Annotated in this window: 18 protein-coding genes and 1 tRNA gene; 10 read left to right on the top strand and 9 right to left on the bottom strand. The window is 62.6% G+C overall.

Annotation, left to right across the window (positions count from 1 at the left end):
- Window positions 1-93 precede the first annotated feature (93 nt).
- From GD429_RS08155 to GD429_RS08140, 4 genes are all read left to right on the top strand, one after another.
- Complete coding sequence (locus GD429_RS08155) at window positions 94-348, top strand: hypothetical protein (RefSeq protein WP_152856468.1); 255 nt, start codon at window positions 94-96, stop codon at window positions 346-348.
- A 41-nt stretch (window positions 349-389) separates the two neighbouring features.
- Window positions 390-782: a hypothetical protein gene (locus GD429_RS08150; RefSeq protein ID WP_152856467.1), complete on the top strand. Its 393-nt coding sequence runs from the start codon at window positions 390-392 to the stop codon at window positions 780-782.
- Entirely contained in the window at window positions 775-1,005 is a 231-nt protein-coding gene (locus GD429_RS08145) for a hypothetical protein (RefSeq protein WP_152856466.1), read from the top strand. The genes GD429_RS08150 and GD429_RS08145 overlap by 8 nt, the downstream gene beginning before the upstream one ends.
- Before the next feature lie 172 nt (window positions 1,006-1,177).
- Window positions 1,178-1,540, top strand: a complete 363-nt coding sequence (locus GD429_RS08140) for a hypothetical protein (protein WP_227791584.1) — start codon at window positions 1,178-1,180, stop codon at window positions 1,538-1,540.
- A 245-nt stretch (window positions 1,541-1,785) separates the two neighbouring features.
- Here the strand turns inward: GD429_RS08140 and GD429_RS08130 are convergent, their stop codons facing one another.
- The 7 genes from GD429_RS08130 to GD429_RS08100 form a co-directional block, all read right to left on the bottom strand.
- Complete coding sequence (locus GD429_RS08130; protein WP_152856464.1) at window positions 1,786-2,760, bottom strand: DUF4238 domain-containing protein; 975 nt, start codon at window positions 2,758-2,760, stop codon at window positions 1,786-1,788.
- Between the two features lies 1 nt (window position 2,761).
- Window positions 2,762-3,322, bottom strand: coding sequence for a hypothetical protein (locus tag GD429_RS08125; protein WP_152856463.1), 561 nt, complete (start codon window positions 3,320-3,322; stop codon window positions 2,762-2,764).
- A gap of 188 nt (window positions 3,323-3,510) precedes the next feature.
- Window positions 3,511-3,984, bottom strand: coding sequence for a hypothetical protein (locus GD429_RS08120; RefSeq protein ID WP_152856462.1), 474 nt, complete (start codon window positions 3,982-3,984; stop codon window positions 3,511-3,513).
- Window positions 3,981-4,670, bottom strand: a complete 690-nt coding sequence (locus tag GD429_RS08115) for a DUF3800 domain-containing protein (RefSeq protein ID WP_321574464.1) — start codon at window positions 4,668-4,670, stop codon at window positions 3,981-3,983. The genes GD429_RS08120 and GD429_RS08115 overlap by 4 nt, the downstream gene beginning before the upstream one ends.
- Before the next feature lie 208 nt (window positions 4,671-4,878).
- The gene (locus GD429_RS08110) at window positions 4,879-6,084 is read right to left on the bottom strand and encodes a tyrosine-type recombinase/integrase (protein WP_152856460.1); all 1,206 of its coding nucleotides are present in this window, start codon (window positions 6,082-6,084) and stop codon (window positions 4,879-4,881) included.
- 169 nt (window positions 6,085-6,253) lie between these two features.
- Window positions 6,254-6,328: transfer RNA gene (locus GD429_RS08105), tRNA-Arg, on the bottom strand.
- A gap of 132 nt (window positions 6,329-6,460) precedes the next feature.
- Window positions 6,461-6,643, bottom strand: a complete 183-nt coding sequence (locus GD429_RS08100) for a rubredoxin (RefSeq protein WP_034190709.1) — start codon at window positions 6,641-6,643, stop codon at window positions 6,461-6,463.
- Between the two features lie 198 nt (window positions 6,644-6,841).
- Between GD429_RS08100 and GD429_RS08095 the strand changes: the two genes are divergently transcribed.
- The 5 genes from GD429_RS08095 (at window position 6,842) to GD429_RS08070 (ending at window position 14,961) form a co-directional block, all read left to right on the top strand.
- Window positions 6,842-7,246 carry a DUF4399 domain-containing protein gene (locus GD429_RS08095; protein ID WP_152856459.1) on the top strand — a complete coding sequence of 135 codons (405 nt, stop codon included), beginning with the start codon at window positions 6,842-6,844 and terminating at the stop codon, window positions 7,244-7,246.
- Between the two features lie 289 nt (window positions 7,247-7,535).
- A complete protein-coding gene (locus GD429_RS08085; RefSeq protein ID WP_152856458.1) occupies window positions 7,536-9,485 on the top strand; it encodes an ATP-binding cassette domain-containing protein in 1,950 nt (649 codons plus the stop codon).
- A 241-nt stretch (window positions 9,486-9,726) separates the two neighbouring features.
- Entirely contained in the window at window positions 9,727-11,709 is a 1,983-nt protein-coding gene (locus GD429_RS08080; protein ID WP_152856457.1) for a DNA topoisomerase IV subunit B, read from the top strand.
- Between the two features lie 227 nt (window positions 11,710-11,936).
- On the top strand, window positions 11,937-14,258 hold the full coding sequence (parC, locus tag GD429_RS08075; protein WP_152856456.1) for a DNA topoisomerase IV subunit A: 2,322 nt from the start codon (window positions 11,937-11,939) through the stop codon (window positions 14,256-14,258).
- 244 nt (window positions 14,259-14,502) lie between these two features.
- Window positions 14,503-14,961, top strand: a complete 459-nt coding sequence (locus tag GD429_RS08070) for a CopD family protein (protein ID WP_152856455.1) — start codon at window positions 14,503-14,505, stop codon at window positions 14,959-14,961.
- A gap of 38 nt (window positions 14,962-14,999) precedes the next feature.
- Here the strand turns inward: GD429_RS08070 and GD429_RS08065 are convergent, their stop codons facing one another.
- Entirely contained in the window at window positions 15,000-15,884 is an 885-nt protein-coding gene (locus GD429_RS08065; protein WP_152856454.1) for a LysR family transcriptional regulator, read from the bottom strand.
- 112 nt (window positions 15,885-15,996) lie between these two features.
- On the opposite strand from GD429_RS08065, the gene GD429_RS08060 reads away from it, so the two are divergent.
- A complete protein-coding gene (locus GD429_RS08060; RefSeq protein WP_152856453.1) occupies window positions 15,997-16,443 on the top strand; it encodes a multidrug/biocide efflux PACE transporter in 447 nt (148 codons plus the stop codon).
- A gap of 62 nt (window positions 16,444-16,505) precedes the next feature.
- Here GD429_RS08060 and GD429_RS08055 read toward each other — a convergent pair whose 3' ends face one another.
- Window positions 16,506-17,714, bottom strand: a complete 1,209-nt coding sequence (locus GD429_RS08055; protein WP_152856452.1) for a chromate transporter — start codon at window positions 17,712-17,714, stop codon at window positions 16,506-16,508.
- Window positions 17,715-17,856 lie beyond the last annotated feature (142 nt).

The following is a 17,856-nucleotide window of genomic DNA, read 5'->3' as shown; positions in this document are numbered from 1 at the left end:
CCACGGTGGTGTTGACAATGGACCACCGTGGTGTATATCATCAAATCACCGTGATCCACAGACATGCCAATCCACAGCGATGAGGGGATAGCTATGCGTACTCAAGTATCGATGCGATCGAATTCGGTGCCAGTTCATGCCGGCCAACTTGCGATTTTGTCGACCACTTCGACGACTCGTGTTGTTCGCGTGGTTGGCAGGGCGGCGGATATGTATTACGACTGGAAAGTGGAGGTGCTGGGATCGCCGATATGGGCAATAGACGCTCGCCGGGGCGTGCCGGACTTCACGAACCTTGGTCTTGTTGCTGATCGTGACCTGGTTCCGTTTGACGATGCAAATTTTTGAAGTTGACGATTAGTTAGCCTGATCAAAATTTGGGGTGTGATATGAAAAATGAAGCCTTTATCGATGGCGCTGCTTCGAAAACGGAAGATGAGTTGATGTCTGAGTGGTTGAAGGGCAATGCTCAAGCCGCCGCTCAGGAGAATTTCTTAAATCGAACATTCGAACGCGTAGGAGCGCGCGGCCTGGACGCTGGTGCCGCAAGTTTGACGCTGAGTCATGTCTATCAAGGCCTCGTGGGTATCAGTGCTATCTCCCAGATCCTAATTGCGAACGATGTCGCTAAGGATAGCTGCGAGCCAACTCTCGATGGCCATTTGGCTGGCGGTCTGCTCGGCGCTGTAAATTCGCTCTCACACTTCATGCTCGAAGAGATCGATCAATTGGCGGACGGAGCAGATCGTCATGTCAGGGGTGCAGAGGTAGGCCATGACTGAGAATAGGATTTCTTGGCAGGCTGCTGCTAGCGCAATGTATGACGCGAGTAATGCGCTCTTTCACGCGGAGGGACTGCTGGAACTTGTGCGGCATGTCATCGAAGTAGGGCCGACCGATAGCGGCCATGCACTGGGGTTAGTGGCGACCGCGATCACCTACATACACGCACAAGGCGTTGAGGCTGGCGAGACGGCGGACGACCTGTTGGCGCAGTCGATGTGATCCAATTCAAGGTGGTGCGTTCTGAGGGCGGGTCCTGTCATGCCTGGTGAGCGCAGGGACAACGAAGATGCAAGAAGAACAATTCCTGATTCGCGACCGGTCCTATGGTGTTTGGCACCGGTCGCGATCTATTAGCCGCTACATCGGGAAACGTGAGGCTAAGGCACTTACGATGGCCGACCTTGATAGCGTGTTGTTCGTCGAATACGGGTACGGGAACAAACTCCCACTGGCTCTTGTCGAGGTTGCGCAAGACATCGGGCAGGAGAAGCCCACGGGTGTGATTCGGGAACTGGCAAAGATGGCGAACTTGCCGGCGTTCGTTGCGCTCTACACGCCCGCGCAGCAGGCGAATCCTACCAGTCCCGCGTGGCATGACATCGACGGTTTCCGCGTTCGGCGTGTGTGGCCCAAACCGGAGGCGTCGTGGAGGTCGCTGTCGCCAGCACAGTGGGCGAATGCCTTGCTTCAGATCCGGGACTGGCAACTGCGCAAGTACGTATCGCGCGCTGCGGCGAACGATTCGAATTACTGATGCGGACGCCAATGCATGAGAGGCCGGCCATAGAGGGGCTCCCGAATGTCCTCCTGCACGTTGTCCACTCGCGCTGGAGGCAAATCGCGCCATTTATAGACGTCAGCCGGGAGACATGGCGAAAGCTCTGTTTGGCCGGACGGGCGCCTCAGCCGATTCAACTATCTCCGCGGTGTACGGTGTGGAAGAACAGCGAGATCCATGTGTATCTTCGGGACCCGTTGCAGTTTCGCCCTGATCAATGATTAAGTTGGGTTCCACTTGGGTTTCGCCAAGCGTCGCCCGAATGACTGTTGAGCCAGTGTCAGTAGGCCGTCGGCCGTCTTCGTCTTGGTAGTTTCCAGAACCGGCGATACGTCTGCGAACTCCAAGATCATTTCTTCATGACCGGTATCGGTTGCGATCACCGCCTCATACGCGAATCGACAGATCTGCCTGTTCATTGCTTCGATAGTAGCTTCATCATCGGCACTACTATGCAGGAGTCCGTGTTGACCGAATGTCTCTCTGTACTCCGTGGAACCCACAATGATCAGCTTTGGACTGACTGGAAAAAGAAGAGCGATTGGGCCATCAGGATCGATGGTGTAGGGCCGTTGCTCCGTGAAAGGAACTGCGGGATCGAACCATAAAACAGGATTGTCGCTTGTCAGGAGGCGACGGTCGGTCGTGTTATGGATCGCTGCGAATCCTAGCCGATCGTAAAGACTGCTCATTCCCTTGAGCATGTCTGCCATTGCGTGAATGCTCTGATGAGGGTCGATAGACACCTGTACGAGTTCGGCGATGTTTTCCAATCCAGGGGGAGGCGGGGGTAGCGTTCCATTGGCCAGCAAGACCCTCACGGTATCTTTGACCGACTGTGCAAGCGTAGCCTCTACGAGGTCTCGTGCGGCAGGAACACGAACACGTTGCAGTGACATGAACTCGAAGATGTTGATAAGCCGATCGTTCACATCTTCGCGTTGATGGAGTCTGACGACCGTCTCAGGCCAACTGCTTTCGATGGCCGAAAACAAGCCTTCAAGCGTGTTGTTGTCTTGGCCGCCACCTGGAATCGGCTGTGAGTAGTAGTAGCGGCGAAACTGCGTGGCATCGGGTTTGACATGCAGCGGATTGCTGGGATCATCTTTTCGATAGATGAGTAGCTTTCCGTCCGTATCGCAGAAAGACTTGAGGTAGGCCTTGGGGACAAAGTGATGGCGCTTTGCTTGTTGCATGTCAAATTTCTGAGCTAGGCAAGAATTGTGTCGGCAGCGTGAGCAACACGCCGAGACGGTGAGCAATTGTTGACTGGGCGTTGCCGACGTCCGCGAGTTCTGCCCATGAATAGACGTGTAGACCTTTCTCGCGGGCGTGCCGAAAATGCTTGCCGGTATCGTTCGTGATGACCACGGCGCCCGCAGCCAGCGCAACGAGGAATGCATCAGTGCGGTTCTTCGGGACTGCTTTGCCGGGGCGCTCAGTGACCTTGATGGACTGTAGCGTCTGGACCGTGCCTTCGTCTGCCCAGTAGCCGTGATCGAAGCCTGAGTAGCCATTGTTTGATCCATCCGGACCGGCGAAGCCGAAGATCCCGCGCTCAGTCGCAGCGGCGAGGAGGCGCCGACACAGATCCTTCTCGGCCGCAGTTGCGTTGTCGCTTTGGATGCCCTGCTGGTACTCCGTGGCGAGGTCCGGCGTCACCGCAAGAGTGAACTCACTGCCTGCCAGCGCGGCGACAGGGTCGACGCCGGCTTGGGCCAGATTGGCCAAGGTGTTGTTGTCGAAATAGACGTTCAAGGAGCGTCTCCGGACATTCGATGTTACAACTTGACTTCTCAATGAACTTGTGTCGCTAGCCTGATTCGCGTAGAATCCAATGCAGCTCATCTACCAGCTGCTAGGCGTAAGTGTGGAAGGAGTTTCGGCCCCGTCCCCAATTGGGGGCGCGGCCAGCCCCCCTTCAGAGGCATCGCCGAGGTTGATGCCTATCGGTTTCTCTCCCACCTTTTCTGTAATTTTGTCTTTTCGTGGTCTCGGACTACAGGGTAGCCGGTCCAAGGAAGAATGTAGCCATTTCTTTTTGCCAGCACGACAAGATACTCAGACTCCTCCGCCCAGATGTGAACACGTGTTTCGTTGTTCCGTATCTCTTCCCATATTTTCAGTGGTTCGTCAGTGCCATCTGATTCGATTACAGGGCGCGGCCATCGAATACGTTCGCAGCGACGAAAGTCAGGGAGGCGTTCTTCCTCAATCTTTCCTTCACTTGTGAAATGCCAGAATGTCGCCTCTTTGCCTCTTGAAACGGGGTGGCGTTTTAGGCCAAGGCGTGTGCCCTGGAAAGTTGGCGTGCTGTCTAAAAAATCGGCACAGAATGCATCATAAATCGCTTCTAGATAAATATCCCAGTCATTCCCATGATTGGAGAATAACATCAAGGCGGGGAGCCATGTGCTCATGCAGTGCCTCCAGAGTGCCATACCAGCAAATTGAACTTTGCTTCTCTAAGGAGGGTGTTTCTGTCTAAGGAATATCCCGATCGCTGTTTAATCCGTTCAATGATCTGGCGTTTAGTCGTGCTCTCGTTCAAGCCTCGATGCATATAAGATAGGGCGCCGATAAGGACGTCCGCCAACTGAAGATGCTCTACCTCATGAGACTGAACGCGCTGTACCCGCTCGATCATCGAACGGGAGAAATCATAAGCGTTATGGCATAAGACATCATGAAGTTTCTCTATTTTCTTTTGGCCCAGCGTGTCTTTGATGTCGATGTACACACGATATTTGGATGCTGGGTCGAAGATTGCCTTCAGCATCGTGAAATACATCTTGTAATACCAAGTGTCATGATCTTGGTGGAAAGCGTTGTGGTCTAATGTATCTTTGTTCGGAATGATGATTCCGCGAAAATGAAGGTCATCGTTGTCAAAAAAATAATCAACACAGTCGAGATAAAATTCGATTTTTGATTTTGATATTTTTGTCCATTTCGACTCAATGCTTGAGTTTAGCCCGTGTCGGCGTTTTATTTCTCGAAGCCGAGTGGCAATTTCGTTGCGCGATGAAGTAGGGCACCAAACGGCCCCGATAACCATCGCCTTTTGTCCGTCGTTTTCTAGGTGACATGATTCGTCACAGTACACGTTATATGTTTGGTCCACGCCCGCCCGCCAGTGCTTATTTTGATATAGCAAGTATCAAGCTTCCTTGTATGATTGTCGAGTGGCTCATCCGTGGCTTGCGAGTTGGGGTGAGAGGAGTGAATACGGGGTCGTATCTGATTGGTCGAACATTGTGGCTCCTACGCTGCGGAGCGTATCGCGCTTGTCTAACGTCCTGCGTTGATAGGGATCACTGGGCGCCGGCCTCCAGTGCATAAAGGTGATCCGCCCAGTGTTGCATCATCTTCCGACGTTCTGGTAGGAACTCGGCATGCACGTACGCAGCGGTTACCTGATTGCGTTCCGCATGGGCAAGTTGCCGGTCGACCACGTCCCGGCTGTACCCAAGCTCTCGCAACACGGTAGCGGCCAGCCCCCGGAATCCGTGGCCTGTCATCCGCGATTTGTAGCCCATCCGGTAAAGCGCATAGAGCATTGTGTTGTTCGAGATGTGGCTGCGCCCCTGGATGCTATAGAACACATACCGGTGGTGCCCGTTGAGGTCGCGCAAGGCGGCCAACGTGTCGAGAGCCTGACGCGACAGCGGGACGATGTGCGGGTCGCGCATCTTCATTCGCTCGGGCGGAATCCGCCATTCGGCGGCGCGTTCATCGAACTCGTCCCACTCTGCGTTGATCATCTCGGTCGTTCGAGTGAACGTCAGTGCCATGAAGCGAAGCGCCAGTCGCGTAACTAGGTCACCTTCATACGCGGCGATGTCCCGCATGAGCTGAGGAATTTCGACTGGCTTGACCCGCGCCATGTGTTTGACGCCAGTCCCCTTCTTGAGAACAGTTTCCGCGTCGATGTCTGCGGCAGGATTGCGAGGGCATCGGCCGGTCATGATTCCGTACTGGAACACGGCCCGCGAGCGCTGCAGAATTCGTTTCGCTGTCTCTCGCACACCACGTGATTCGACAGCCCTCAGAATCTCAAGCATGTCGGGTGCTTCGATGTCTCGGATCGGACGGTGACCGATTTTCGGAAAGACATCGACTTCGAGCGAACTGATCACCTTGGACGCATACACCACGGTCCAGCCATCTTTCTGGGTCGCAAACCACTCGCGCGCTACTGCTTCAAACGATGACGAGGCTTCGATGGCTCTGGCGCGCTTGACTTCCCGCTTCTGCTCGGTCGGATCGGCGCCTGCGGCTAAGAGCTTCCGTGCGGCGAGACAGGCTTGTCGTGCCTCGGCCAACGACACCTCGGGGTAGACGCCGAACGAAGCAAGCTTTTCCTTTCCGTCGAACCGATACTTCATGCGCCAGTACCGGGAGCCGTTCGGCATGACCTGCAAATAGAGTCCCTTGCCATCAGCTAAGCGGTAAGGCTGTTCGGTGGCCTTTGCGCGGCGTACTTGCAGCTCGGTCAGTGGGGCAGTTCGCTTTGGCATTTGGCTTGGGGGTATCGACGCCGAGCGCTTCGGGGTATATCCTCACCGATACCCCCAAAGTACTTGGCTTGTGCTGGACAAACTTGGACAATGATGGCAGAAAAAGCCCAGGCGGAACAAGGCTCCGCGCTGCTTTCTGGAGAAACTTGGAGGAATGTGGAGGCTGAAATGGTCCCCCCGACAGGAATCGAACCTGTATCTAGCGCTTAGGAGGCGCTTGTTCTATCCATTGAACTACGGGGAGAGCCATGTCCGGGTGATCGCGCGAAAAACGCGAACCGGACGGCAGTGTGGACAGCGCGCAGAGTATAGCAAACGCGCGGCGCATCGGCGGGCGGATTGCACGCCGACGCGCGTATCGCGCGCTCGGCCGCGATCAGAAATCGACGACGACGAAATCTTCCTTGCCCACGTCGCACAGCGGGCACCGCCAGTCGGCGGGAATGTCGGCGAAACGGGTGCCGGCTGCGATGCCCTCGTCGGGCAGCCCTTCCGCTTCGTTGTAGACCCACCCGCAAATCAAGCAGACCCAGCTCTGGTATTCGGTTACTTCACTCATGTGGTGCTCGGGATAATGGAAACTCGGTGACGCCGTCCGCAGCCTCGCCGGCGGACGAAAGGCGCAATGTTACCGGAATTTCGCCGAACGCCTGCGCAACGTCGTTTTAAACGTGCGCATCGCGAACAACGGGTGTCATCGCGTGTGGCGGGCTTGCAGTGTATGCTTCGTGGGCCTGTCAATCTGAAGGAGGAAACGATGCTCAACAGAAAGTGGATCGCGGGTGCGGTTTGTGTCGCGGCGCTGGCCGTGTCGACGCTCGCGCGCGCCGAAGCGCGCGTGTTCTTTGTCGAGCCGCAGGACGGCGCGACGGTGTCGAGCCCCGTGCACGTGAAGTTCGGTCTCGATGGCATGGAGCTCAAGCCGGCCGGTGACATGACGCCGAATACGGGCCACCATCACCTGCTGATCGACGGCAAGCCGGTGCCGAAGGGCGACGTGATCCCGGCGACCGACCATTCGCTGCACTTCGGCAAGGGCCAGACCGAAACCGATGTGAAGCTGCCGTCCGGCCAGCACACGCTGACGCTGCAGCTCGGCGACGGTGCGCACCGTTCGTACGGCCCCGAAATGAGTTCGACGATCACGGTCAACGTGAAGTAACCGCAGCATCCCGCGCCGGCGCCCGATGCGCCATGCGCGGGATGGCCGATCGACCGGCCGCGGGCATCCGGCCGGCATTCGCCCGTTCACCCGGTCGCGCGCAACTCGCAGCCGGTGGCCGGCATCCGGCACCGGAAACCGGCTGCAAGCCATACATGACACCGCTCCATCGCACCGCGCCGACGCGGTTCGAGCGCCGCTCGCAGGGCTAGTCCGTCCGGCCATACCGGTGGCGGCGCCCGCGACCGGTACAATGGGCGCTTCCGATTCCTCTCTTCGCCGTCTCCCCATGTCGCTTTATTCCATTACCGGCGCGCAGCTCGCGTTCGGTCACGTCGCGTTGCTCGATCACGCGGATTTCTCGCTGGAAGCCGGCGAGCGCGTCGGCCTGATCGGCCGCAACGGCGCGGGCAAGTCGTCGCTGCTGAAGATCGTCGCCGACCTCGCGAAGCCCGACGACGGGCTGGTCACGCGCCAGCAGGAACTGGTGACCGTCTACGTGCCGCAGGAGCCCGAATTCGAGCCGGGTGCGACAGTGTTCGACGCGGTCGCGTCGGGGCTCACGCACACGCGCGAACTGCTCGAAGAATACGATTCGATCGTGCACCGCCTCGCGGATATACCGGAAGGCGCCGAGCACGATGCGTTGCTCGCGCGGATGAACGCGCTGCAGTCGTCGCTCGATGCGCATGACGCGTGGAACTGGCGCACGCGCGTGTCGATGACGCTCGCGCAGATCGGCCTGTCTGACGTTGACGCGAGGGTCGACGCGCTGTCGGGCGGGATGCAGAAGCGCGTCGCGCTGGCGCGCGCGCTGGTGCTGCAGCCCGACGTGCTGTTGCTCGACGAACCGACCAACCACCTCGACTTCGACGGCATCCGCTGGCTCGAAGATCTGCTCGTCGCGCAGCGCGCGGGCCTGCTGTTCATCACGCACGATCGCGCGTTCCTCGACCGGGTCGCGACGCGCATCGTCGAGCTCGACCGCGGCCGGCTGCTGTCGTACCCGGGCAATTTCTCCGCGTACCAGACCCGCAAGGCGCAGCAGCTCGAAGTCGAGCGCGTGGAAAACGACAAGTTCGACAAGCTGCTCGCGCAGGAAGAAGTGTGGATCCGCAAGGGCGTCGAGGCGCGCCGCACGCGCAGCGTCGGCCGCGTCGCGCGGCTCGAGCAGATGCGTCACGAGCGCGCGGAACGCCGCAATTCGCAGGGCAACGTGAAGCTCGACGTCGCGCAGGGCGAGAAGTCCGGCAAGATCGTCGCGGAGCTGACCGACGTGACGAAGCGCTACGGCGGCCGTACGGTCGTCGACCGCTTCTCGACGACGGTCATGCGCGGCGACAAGATCGGCTTCGTCGGCCCGAACGGCGCAGGCAAGACCACGCTGCTCAAGCTGATCCTCGGCGAGCTGAAGCCCGACGAAGGCACGGTGCGCACCGGCACGAACCTGCAGGTCGCGTATTTCGACCAGATGCGCGCGCAGCTCGACCAGGAGAAGAGCCTCGCGGATACCATCAGCCCCGGCAGCGAATGGGTCGAGATCGGCGGCGTGCGCAAGCACGTGATGAGCTATCTCGGCGACTTCCTGTTCGCGCCGGAGCGCGCGCGATCGCCGGTGAAGTCGCTGTCGGGCGGCGAGCGCAACCGGCTGCTGCTCGCGCGCCTGTTCGCGCGTCCGGCCAACGTGCTGGTGCTCGATGAACCGACCAACGACCTCGATATCCCGACGCTCGAACTGCTCGAGGAACTGCTGGCCGAATACGACGGCACGGTGCTGCTCGTCAGCCACGATCGCGCGTTCCTCGACAACGTCGTGACGTCGGTGATCGCGGCGGAGGGCGAAGGCAAGTGGCGCGAATATGTCGGCGGCTTCACCGACTGGCAGATCCAGAGCGAGCGCTCGGATCAGCTCGCGCAGCAGGAAGCCGCGAAGCGCGCGGTCAAGGAAGCGGCGCCCGTCAAGGAAGAGCCGGCGAAGAGCGCCGCGGGCCGCAATGCGCAGCGCACGGTGAAGCTGTCGTTCAACGAGCAGCGCGAACTCGATTCGCTGCCGGAGAAGATCGCCGCGCTCGAAGAGGAGCAGAAGACGATCAATGCGCAGCTCGACGACGGCTCGATTTTCGCGAAGGATCCGCAGGAAGGCACGCGCCTGACCGAGCGGTTCGCGGCGATCGACGACGAATTGCTCGCCGCGCTCGAACGGTGGGAAACGCTCGAGGCGAAACGCAAGCCGGCATAACGCGCGTCACACGCCACGCGGCCGGCGGCGGCCGCGCGGTGATCTCGCGATTGGCGTGCCACGCGGAACCAGTAAAATACCGCGCGTCCCGGGTAGCGCAGCACGCCGCGCGCCCGCTTTCGGAGCAGTCCAAGCACACCGTTGTTTCGATTCGCTTTTTTACGGAACTCAACGTTTTGTCCACGACGTTATCCACACGAGGTGTGGACAACGTCCCGATGAATGACGAAATTCAGCGCCTATGTCAACGAAGAAACCCAGCGCGGCCTATAGCGAAGCATCGATCAAGGTGCTCAAGGGTCTCGAGCCGGTCAAGCAGCGGCCCGGCATGTACACCCGTACCGAGAATCCGCTGCACATCATCCAGGAAGTCATCGACAACGCGTCCGACGAGGCGCTCGGCGGCTACGGCAAGCAGATCACGGTCACGCTGCACGCCGACCAGTCGGTATCGGTCGAGGACGACGGTCGCGGCATCCCGTTCGGCATGCATCCCGAGGAAGGCGTGCCGGTCGTCGAGATCGTGTTCACGCGCCTGCATGCGGGCGGCAAGTTCGACAAGGCCGCGGGCGGCGCTTATACGTTCTCGGGCGGCCTGCACGGCGTCGGCGTGTCAGTGACGAACGCGCTCGCGACGCGCCTCGGCGTGACGGTCTGGCGCGACGGCAAGACCGCCGAGCTCGGCTTCGCCGATGGCGATGTCGTGAAGCCGCTCGTGACGCAGAGCGCGGGCCGCGGCGAGAAGAAATCCGGCACGCGCGTGCAGGTGTGGCCGAATCCGAAGTACTTCGATTCGCCGAACCTGCCGCTCGGCGAACTGCAGCGCCTGCTGCGCTCGAAGGCCGTGCTGCTGCCGGGCGTCGAGGTCGTGCTCGTCAACGAGAAAACCGGCGAGCGCCAGACGTGGAAGTACGAGGACGGCCTGCGCGGCTACCTGCTCGACGAAATGAACGGCAGCGAGCTGCTGATCCCGCTGTTCGAAGGCGAGCGTTTCGCCGATTCGCGTTCGGGGGACGATACGTTCGCCGAGGGCGAGGGCGCATCGTGGGTCGTCGCCTGGAGCGAGGAAGGCTCGCTCGTGCGCGAGTCGTACGTGAACCTGATCCCGACGCCGGCCGGCGGCACGCATGAATCGGGCCTGCGCGACGGCCTGTACCAGGCCGTGAAGAGCTTCGTCGAGCTGCACAACCTGCAGCCGAAGGGCGTGAAGCTGCTCGCGGAAGACGTATTCGCGCGCGTGTCGTTCGTGTTGTCCGCGAAGGTGCTCGATCCGCAGTTCCAGGGGCAGATCAAGGAACGCCTGAACAGCCGCGACGCGGTGAAGCTCGTGTCGTCGTTCTCGCGTCCCGCGCTCGAACTGTGGTTGAACCAGCACGTCGAGCACGGCAAGAAGCTTGCCGAACTCGTGATCAAGCAGGCGCAGGCGCGCACGCGCGCGGGCCAGAAGGTCGAGAAGCGCAAGAGCTCGGGTGTCGCGGTGCTGCCCGGCAAGCTGACCGACTGCGAGACCGAGGACATCGCGCGCAACGAGCTGTTCCTCGTCGAGGGCGACTCGGCGGGCGGCTCCGCGAAGATGGGCCGCGACAAGGAATACCAGGCGATCCTGCCGCTGCGCGGCAAGGTGCTGAACACGTGGGAAACCGAGCGCGACCGCCTGTTCGCGAACAACGAGGTGCACGACATCTCGGTCGCGATCGGCGTCGATCCGCACAGCCCGGACGACACCGTCGACCTGTCGAACCTGCGCTACGGCAAGATCTGCATCCTGTCGGACGCGGACGTCGACGGCTCGCACATCCAGGTGCTGCTGCTCACGCTGTTCTTCAAGCATTTCCCGCAACTGATCGAACGCGGCAACGTGTACGTCGCGCGGCCGCCGTTGTTCCGCGTCGACGCGCCGGCGCGCGGCAAGAAGCCCGCGCAGAAGCTCTATGCGCTCGACGACGGCGAGCTGGAAGCGATCCTCGACAAGCTGCGCAAGGACGGCGCGCGCGAGACGCAATGGAGCATCAGCCGCTTCAAGGGTCTCGGCGAAATGAGCGCCGAGCAGCTCTGGGACACGACGATGAACCCCGACACGCGCCGCCTGATGCCGATCAAGCTCGGCGAGCTCGACTACGAGGCGACCGTCGCGCGGATGACGATGCTGATGGGCAAGGGCGAGGCAGCCGCGCGGCGCGGCTGGCTCGAGGAAAAGGGCAACGACGTCGAAGCGGACATCTAATGCAGTGTTCGGCACCGACCGGCACTGATGTGCTGCGCCTTCGCACCCGTGGCGGCGTTGCAAATCCTCGCGATGCCATCGGGCATCGCTGCGGTTTGCGCGTTGCCGCGGGCACGAATCCGCCGGCACGTCGGCACCGCCCGGCACCGAACACCACGCTAGCGCCCGCGCGCGGCCGGGCATGACGCCCGGCCCGGCCTCACGCCACTTACGAATACGGAATTCAGATGGACGACAATACTTCCGATCTCTTCGCCGGGTCCGACGCACCGGACGCCGAAGCGCTGACGCTCGGCAACTACGCGGAGCAGGCGTATCTCAGCTACGCGGTCAGCGTCGTGAAGAGCCGCGCGCTGCCCGACGTGTGCGACGGCCAGAAGCCGGTGCAGCGCCGGATTCTGTTCGCGATGAACGAAATGGGCCTCGGCCCGGACGCGAAGCCGGTGAAGTCGGCGCGCGTGGTCGGCGACGTGCTCGGTAAATACCACCCGCACGGCGACCAGTCGGCGTACGACGCGCTCGTGCGTCTCGCGCAGGATTTCTCGCTGCGCTATCCGCTGATCGACGGGCAGGGCAACTTCGGCTCGCGCGACGGCGACGGTGCGGCCGCAATGCGGTACACCGAAGCGCGGCTCACGCCGATCGCGAAGCTGCTGCTCGACGAGATCGACCAGGGCACGGTCGACTTCATGCCGAACTACGACGGCTCGTTCGACGAACCGAAGACGCTGCCGAGCCGCATGCCGTTCGTGCTGCTGAACGGCGCGTCGGGCATCGCGGTCGGCCTCGCGACGGAAATCCCGTCGCACAACCTGCGCGAAGTCGCGGCTGCGGCGGTCGCACTGATCCGCAATCCGAAGCTTTCGCACGCGGAGCTGATGAACCTGATTCCCGGCCCGGATTTCCCGGGCGGCGGCCAGATCATCTCGAGCGACGCGGAAATCGCGGCGGCGTACGAAACGGGCCGCGGCAGCCTGAAGGTGCGCGCGCGCTGGAAGATCGAGGATCTCGCGCGCGGCCAGTGGCAGCTCGTCGTCACCGAGCTGCCGCCGAGCACGTCGGGCCAGAAGGTGCTCGAGGAAATCGAGGAACTGACCAACCCGAAGCTCAAGCTCGGCAAGAAGACGCTGACGCCCGAGCAGCTCAACACGAAGAAGGCGATGCTCGACCTGCTCGACGCGGTGCGTGACGAGTCGGGCAAGGAAGCGGCGGTGCGGCTCGTGTTCGAGCCGAAGTCGCGCACGATCGACCAGACGGAATTCGTGAACACGCTGCTCGCGTACACGAGCCTCGAATCGAACGCGACGCTGAACCTCGTGATGATCGGCGCCGACGGCCGGCCGGGCCAGAAGGGCCTGCTGACGATCCTCGACGAATGGGTGAAGTTCCGCCAGCTGACGATGACGCGGCGCACGCGCCACCGTCTCGGCAAGGTCGACGACCGCATCCATATCCTCGAAGGGCGGATGATCGTCTTCCTGAACATCGACGAGGTGATTCGCATCATCCGCGAGTCGGACGAGCCGAAGGCCGCGCTGATGAGCGCGTTCGGCCTCTCCGACCGGCAGGCCGAGGACATTCTCGAAATCCGGCTGCGCCAGCTCGCGCGGCTCGAGAAGATCAAGATCGAGAAGGAACTCGAAACGCTGCGCGACGAGAAGGCGAAGCTCGAGGAACTGCTCGCGAACGAAAGCGCGATGAAGCGGCTGATGATCAAGGAGATCGAGGCCGACGCGAAGCAGTACGGCGACGAACGCCGTACGCTGATCCAGCAGGAAAAGCGCGCGACGTTCGAGGCGAAGGTGGTCGACGAGCCGGTGACGGTCGTCGTGTCGCAGAAGGGCTGGGTGCGTGCGCTGAAGGGCCACGGGCTCGACCCGGCCGGCTTCACGTTCAAGGCCGGCGACCATCTGTACGCGGCGTTCCAGTGCCGCACGCCGGATCGCCTGATCGCATGGGGCAGCAGCGGCCGCGTGTACTCGGTCGACGTGTCGGTGCTGCCGGGCGGGCGTGGTGACGGCGTGCCGGTCACGTCGCTGATCGAGCTCGAATCGGGCTCGCACCTGATGCACTACTACGCGGCGCCGGCCGACCAGCAACTGCTGCTCGCATCGAGCAACGGCTTCGGCTTCCTCGCGAAGGTCGGCGACATGGTGAGCCGCGTGAAGGCCGGCAAGTCGTTCATGACGATCGACACGGGCGCGGTGCCGCTCGCGCCGATGCCCGTGCTGCCGAACGCGACGCAGGTCGCGTGCCTGTCGAGCGGCGGCCGGCTGCTCGTGTTCGGGATGGACGAGATGAAGACGCTGTCCGGCGGCGGCCGCGGCGTGATCCTGATGGCGCTCGACGACAAGGAAACGCTCGTGCAGGCGCTCGCGATCGATCCGGCGGGCGTCGTGCTGATCGGCACCGGCCGTGGCGGCAAGGCGCAGGACGACACGCTGTCGTATGCGGGGCTCGCGCCGCATATCGGCAAGCGCGCACGCAAGGGCCGCGCGCCGGAGTCGAAGCTCAAGGTCGTCAACGAACTGCGTCCGCTGCTCGGCTGACGCCGCGCGATCGTCCGGTTCGGCCGCGATCGAAGGCCGCACCTCCGCTTCGGCGGACGTGCGGCCTTTTCTTTTGGATCGCGGATTCGGGTAAGCAAGCGTGGCGCTGTCACGCGGAACTTGCAAAATATTGTGAAATCGCGCGCGGGGCCTGAACCGCGCGGCGGCGGGGCGGTCGAACGACGTTCGATGCCGCGTGCGACGCGGCCGTTCGCCGTACCCAACCCATCACAGGATTGTCGCCATGTCCCACGCTGTTGCCGTCGCGCTGTTTCTTCATCTGCTGGCCGTTGCCGTGTGGGTGGGCGGGATGGTCTTCGCGAACTTCTGCCTGCGTCCGGCACTGTCCGACCTGTCGCCGCAGCTCCGGTTGCCGCTGATCGAGGGCGTGTTCGGCCGCTTCTTCAACTGGGTGGCGGGTTCCGTGATCGTGATCCTGCTGTCCGGTGGCTTCCTGCTCATGGAGTTCGGCGGCGCGCACGCGACGTGGTCGTTGCACGCGATGGCCGGGCTCGGCGTCGTGATGATGCTGATCTTCGGGCACATCCGTTTCGCGCTGTTCCCGCGCATCCGCCGCGCGGTGCAGGCGCAGAACTGGCCGGACGGCGCGCGCGCGGTGAACGCGGTGCGCCTGCTCGTCGTCGTCAATCTCGTGCTCGGTGTCGTCACGATCGGCGCGGCCGTGCTGTCGCGCGGCTTCTGATCTTCCGGCGCCAACCGCGGGCGCGCCGGCACGCGCCGCTACGCGGCCAGCATCGCGTCGAGCAGCCAGGAGCCGGCCGGACCGAGCGGCCGATTGCGCGACCATACGGCATCCACCCGCACGCGGCGCGGCCAGCCGCGTGCGTGCAGTTCGCACAGGCGATCGCGCGCGAAGTGGTCGACCATCCAGCGCGGCAGCTCGGCCCAGCCGAATCCCAGCACGGCCATCTCCAGCAGCATCAGGTAGCTCGGCGCCAGCCAGCGCTGCGTGCCGACGACGATCCGGTCGTCGGCGCCGCGGCCTTCCGTTTTCACATAGGTATTGAGGCGCAGTTCGCGCACGTCGCGTAGCGCCGCGTGCGGCACCTCGGCATCGCCGTATTCGGCAAGCCCGTGCGTGCGCCCGACGAACAGCCCGATCTCCGATTCCTCCGCCACCGTCGCCGCGCCGACATCGGCCGGGTAGGCCGCGCGCGCGGCCATCAGCCCGAGCTGCGCGCGGCCTTGCTGGATCAGGTCGAGCACGTCCTCGTGCTCGGCGATCTGGCATTCGAGCTCGAGCGCCGGAAAGCGCCGCTCGAGCGCCATCAACGTTTCCTCGTAACGCTTCGACTGGTACGTATCGGACACGACGAGCGTCAGCCGCGCTTCTTCGCCGCGCGCGAGCCGCGCGGCCGTGCGGTCGATCGCCGCGTCGGCCTCGAGCGTGCGCTGCACCTGCGGCAGCAGCGCGCGCCCGGCGTCGGTCAGCGTCGGTGCGCGCGTCGAGCGGTCGAACAACTGCACGCCGAGATCGATCTCGAGGTTCGCGATCGCCTCCGACACGGTCGACTGGCGCTTGCCGAGCTTGCGCGCGGCGGCCGTGAACGAGCCGAGCAGCGCGGCTTCGGCGAACGCGAGCAGGGCTTCGGGGGCGTGGCGCATGCGGTGCTCCAGACTTTGTTATATCGGCAAAACCGATGATATCAAACTGGATTCATACGGTTGCGCCGATCAAAATGTTCGACATGAATGAAGCAACGAATCGGAGGGAACCATGAAACAGATGAATAAAACGGTGACGGAACGGCTGCTGCATGCGCTGACGTTCGAGCTGATCGCGATCGCGCTGTGCGCGCCGATCGGCGCGTGGCTGCTCGACATGCCGGTGTCGCACGTCGGCGTGCTGACGGTGATGGTGTCGCTGATCGCGATGGCCTGGAACATGACCTTCAACACGCTGTTCGACCGCTTCGAACGGCGCGCGGGGCTGTCGCGCACGCTCGGCATGCGGATCGCGCACGCAGTCGTCTTCGAGCTCGGCCTCGTCGCGATGGTGGTGCCGGTTGCCGCGTGGTGGCTGAACGTGAGCCTCGTCGAGGCGCTGCTGCTCGATCTCGGCATCGTGCTGTTCTTCCTGCCGTACACGTTCTGCTTCAACCTCGCATACGACGCGCTGCGCGCTCGCTGGGTGGCCCGCCGGGTCGCGGTGCAGGCGGGTTGAAGTCGCCCGGTGCCGGTTAGTGCCGGGTGAGTCCGGCGGGGTGGCGGGGTGGCGGCCGCCCGTCAGCGCGCGACGGCCAACAGCCACACGCCGCAGACAACCGCGACCGCGCCGTAGACGGCATAGACGGGCACCCTGAAGCGCGTAAAGCACAGCGTCGCGAACGCACCCGTCAGCCAGTAAATCGGGTCCGCCGGCTCGCGATGCAGGATCTTCACGACGGCGACGACGAGAAAGCCCGTCGTCGCCGCGCGCAGCAGGCGCATCCCGTGCTCGAAGCGCGAATGGCGCTTGAGCCGGGACAGGTGGTTCTGCGCAAACACGACGAGACAACCCGACGGAATGAACAGCGCGGCCGTTGCGAGCAGCGCGCCGACCCAGCCGTCGGTCAGGTAGCCGAGAAACGGCACGACGTTCAGCAGCGGCCCCGGCGCCACGGGCGACAGCGCGAACGCCAGCGTGAAGTCGTGATCGGAGATGCCCGTTGCCGGCGAGACGAACAGCGTCTTGAGCACCGGCAGCGCGGAAAAGCCGCCGCCGAACAGCGTCATGCCGGCGCCCGCGAGGCGGGGCCACAGCAACTGCTCCTGGTAATCGCCGGGCAGCGGCACCGCGAACAGCGCGACGAGCACGCCGAGCAGCACGAGCAGGTTGCGGTCGCGTGTCGACAGCCTGAAATCGACCGCATCGCGTTGCGGCGGTCCCGTCAGCCAGCCCGCTGCGAACGCAGCGAAGAGAATCCCGACGAAAGCGGCCGGACTATGCGCGAAAGCGAGCAGAATCGTCGACAGCGCGGCGATCACCTGTTCGAGCCTGGTGCGCGCGAGCGAGCGCAACTGCTTGACCCACGTGACGCCGATCAGTGCGGCGAGCACCATCCCGAAGTGATTGATCAGCACCGGCGCGGCGAGCGAGCGCACGAGCGGCGTGCGATAGAAGATCGCGAACAGCGTCATTAGTATGGAGAACGGCAGCACGCTCGCGATACCTGCGACCCATGCGCCGGCGCGGCCGTGCAGCGTCTGGCCGACCTGCACCGCAACATTGCAGCCGACGGGGCCCGGTACGAGCCAGGCGAGCGCGACGAGATCGCCGAATACGTGCGGTTCGATGCGCTGCAGCCGTTCCACGTAGTGGCGTTCGAGTTGCGCCATCATCGAAAGCCCGCCCCACGAGATCGCCGAAATGCCGGCAATGACCTTGAACAAGGTCCATAGGGATGCCTGTGCCTCTTCGACACGAGCGGTCGCTTCGATTTCGACGGTTGTCATGAATGTGGTTCTGGCGCAGGAGCCGGATCTCGCGCATGTAGGCTTTCCGGCGGCCCGCCGATACGGTGGCCCTCCCGATTGTCCGCCGCGCGTCGTGACACCGCCATGCGCGGAAACGCTAGTTAATGAACCTAACTATCGG

The sequence above is a fragment of the Burkholderia sp. BE17 genome, assembly GCF_009362305.1.
GTDB classification, from domain to species: domain Bacteria; phylum Pseudomonadota; class Gammaproteobacteria; order Burkholderiales; family Burkholderiaceae; genus Burkholderia; species Burkholderia pyrrocinia_C.
Note: the sequence above shows the minus strand (reverse complement) of the source record. Positions and strands in the feature narration are given on the sequence as shown.